The following is a 2,980-nucleotide window of genomic DNA, read 5'->3' on the forward strand; positions in this document are numbered from 1 at the left end:
CGCTGCCAGTCACGTTCCTTCTCCGATTCACGCTTGTCGTACTGCTTCTTGCCCTTGGCCAAGCCGACTTCGAGTTTGACGCGCCCGCGCTGGAAGTGCAGATTCAGTGGCACCAGCGTGTACCCGGCTCGTTCCACCTGCCCGATCAGGCGGTTGATCTGCCTTTGATGCAAGAGCAGCTTGCGCGTGCGCAAGGGCTCCGGCCTGACGTGCGACGAAGCGGCGAGCAAGGGCGTCACGTGCATGCCAAAGAGAAACACTTCGCCTTCGCGCAGAACGACGTAAGCTTCCTTGACGCTGGCCCGCCCACCGCGAATCGCCTTGACCTCCCACCCCTCGAGCACAAGGCCAGCCTCAATCTTCTCTTCTATGAAATAGTCATGAAAAGCCTTCTTGTTGGCAACGATGCTCATGGTCTGGTTTCTCTGAAAAGCACTCCACGAGAATGCTAGAATGATCCATTCTACAGGAAACGCGAGGCTCGGCTAAGGATGGCCACGGTCAAGAAATCGGTGCTGATCGAACGCTCGTCGCAAGAAATGTTCGACCTGGTCGACCGCGTCGAAGACTATCCGGAGTTTCTGCCCTGGTGCAGCCAGACGTTCTGCCAGTACCGCGACGCAAGCAAGACGGTAGCGACGGTGCATATCAACTATCGGAACGTCAAATCTCACTTCACAACGGCGAATGACAAGGAGTCACCCTTGTGGATGAGAATCACGCTGGTCGATGGGCCCTTTCGCCGGCTCGACGGCTTGTGGCGCTTCACCACCCTCGCCGCACACGCCTGCAAGATCGAGTTCCATTTGTCGTACGAGTTCTCCAGCCGTATGCTGGAAAAGGCCATCGGACCGGTGTTCAGCCAGATCGCCAATACCTTCATCGATGCCTTCGTCAAGCGTGCGAACCAGATTCAGCGAGCCCCGCATGGCTGAGACGATCAGCGTCGAGCTCATCTATGCTCTGCCCGCAAGGCAACAACTGATCACCCTGAACGTACCCGCAGGAACCTCGGTTCGTCAGGCGATCGAACTCTCCGGAGTGCTCGACAAGCATCCGGAAATCGATCTGACCAAGAACAAGGTCGGCATCTTTGCCAAGCTGACCAAGCTCGACGCCATGCTGCGCGAGCGCGACCGTATCGAGATCTACCGTCCCCTGCTGGCCGACCCGAAAGAAGTCCGCAAGCAACGTGCCGCCGCCGGCAAGGTCATGAAAAAGGGCGCTGGCGACACGGAAGCCGGCTAGCGCGTCAGCGTACCGGCGCTGGCTTGCAATTCGTCTGCACGGCCTGCCGGCTACGCTCGATTTCGGCTGCGCGTTGCGTGTCGTCCAGATAGTAGCGCTCGCCCGCACTGTCGCGCAGGGCAACGCGCTCACCAGACTCGAGCACCTGCAGCGCGCGTCGCGCCGTGACACAGGCCTCCTGCCGATCGCTCGCGGCGCGCTGCTCGGCGGCGCTCTTCTCGGCCGTCTCGCGCGCCTCCTTCTGTCGCTTGCGGAAATCCATCTCGCGATCGGCCAGCGACGGACTATTCCCCGCCGTCGATTCCGGCGTTTCAGCGGCAAACGTCTTCTGCTGCCGCGCCGAGTTGATCGGCGGCGGACGGTCGGAGATGACCGTCTTCTTGTTGGCGTCCTGCCACTGGTAGATCTGCGCCCCAACAGCAGCGCTTGCAACCAGCAGGGCAACCGCGAAAATAAAGCGCTTCATCATCGTCGATTCTTCAAAGGGTGGCAGGCTGTATAATACTTTTTTGTGACCTCGGATTGTAGGCCATGCGTTTGATCCCCAAGGCGCTGACGTTCGACGACGTACTGCTCGTCCCCGCCCACTCAGCCATAATGCCGCGTGAGGTCCGCCTGCGGACGCGCCTGACGCGCAACATCAGCCTCAATCTTCCATTGGTGTCGGCCGCCATGGACACCGTCACCGAGAGCCGCCTGGCCATCGCCTTGGCGCAGGAAGGCGGGATCGGCATCGTACACAAGAACCTCAGCCCGAAGCTGCAAGCCGCCGAAGTCGCCAAGGTCAAGCGCTTCGAATCGGGCGTGCTCAAGGACCCGATCACGGTATCGCCCAACCTGTCGGTGCGTGACGTGCTGGGACTTACCCGCCAACACAAGATCTCGGGCTTCCCGGTGCTCGACGGCCAGGTCGTCGTCGGCATCGTCACCAACCGCGACCTGCGCTTCGAGACCAATCTCGATCAGCCGGTGCGAAACATCATGACACCGCGCGAGCGCCTGGTCACCGTGCACGAGGGCGCCACCGTCGAAGAAGGAAAGGCGCTGATCCACAAGCATCGGCTCGAGCGCGTGCTGGTCGTCAATGACGCCTTCGAATTGCGCGGCCTGATCACCGTCAAGGACATCATCAAGACCACCGAGCACCCCGAGGCCAGCAAGGACGCTGCCGGCCGACTGCGCGTCGGCGCCGCGGTGGGCGTTGGCCCGGGAACCGAGGAGCGCGTCGAACTTCTCGCTGAAGCGGGGGCCGACGTCCTGGTCGTAGACACCGCACACGGACATTCGCAATCCGTCCTCGATCGCGTCGCCTGGATCAAGAAGAACTTCACCGTGGAAGTCATTGGCGGCAACATCGCCACAGGCGATGCCGCACGCGCGATGATCGATCACGGCGCGGACGCCGTCAAAGTGGGAATCGGTCCAGGATCGATCTGCACCACACGAATCGTCGCAGGCGTTGGCGTGCCGCAGATCACGGCCATCCAGATGGTGCGCGAAGCCCTTGCGGACAGTGGCGTACCGGTGGTCGCCGATGGCGGCATACGCTATTCGGGCGACATATCCAAGGCGATCGCGGCCGGCGGCGACACGGTGATGCTGGGCGGCCTGCTCGCCGGCACCGAAGAGGCGCCCGGCGAGGTTGAACTCTTCCAGGGCCGCTCGTACAAGTCGTATCGCGGCATGGGTTCGATCGGCGCCATGGCAGCGGGAGCGGCCGACCGCTACTTTC

The 2,980-nt window shown here is 61.9% G+C and carries 5 protein-coding genes; 3 read left to right on the forward strand and 2 right to left on the reverse strand.

Annotated features, from left to right (window positions below; all coding sequences use genetic code 11):
• On the reverse strand, positions 1-413 hold a 413-nt coding region (smpB, locus tag RKP46_RS15145; RefSeq protein WP_311107404.1), incomplete at its 3' end, for an SsrA-binding protein SmpB.
• A gap of 78 nt (positions 414-491) precedes the next feature.
• Here smpB and RKP46_RS15150 point away from each other — a divergent pair.
• Positions 492-935, forward strand: a complete 444-nt coding sequence (locus RKP46_RS15150; RefSeq protein WP_311107405.1) for a type II toxin-antitoxin system RatA family toxin — start codon at positions 492-494, stop codon at positions 933-935.
• On the forward strand, positions 928-1,248 hold the full coding sequence (locus RKP46_RS15155; RefSeq protein WP_311107406.1) for an RnfH family protein: 321 nt from the start codon (positions 928-930) through the stop codon (positions 1,246-1,248). The genes RKP46_RS15150 and RKP46_RS15155 overlap by 8 nt, the downstream gene beginning before the upstream one ends.
• 4 nt (positions 1,249-1,252) lie before the next feature.
• On the opposite strand, the gene RKP46_RS15160 is transcribed toward RKP46_RS15155, so the two are convergent.
• Entirely contained in the window at positions 1,253-1,717 is a 465-nt protein-coding gene (locus RKP46_RS15160; protein WP_311107407.1) for a DUF4124 domain-containing protein, read from the reverse strand.
• Positions 1,718-1,779: 62 nt separating this feature from the next.
• On the opposite strand from RKP46_RS15160, the gene guaB reads away from it, so the two are divergent.
• Positions 1,780-2,980, forward strand: a 1,201-nt coding sequence (gene guaB / locus RKP46_RS15165; RefSeq protein WP_311107408.1) for an IMP dehydrogenase, incomplete at its 3' end; no start/stop codon positions are given.

Source organism: Accumulibacter sp. (genome assembly GCF_031732815.1).
Taxonomy (GTDB): Bacteria; Pseudomonadota; Gammaproteobacteria; order Burkholderiales; family Rhodocyclaceae; genus Accumulibacter.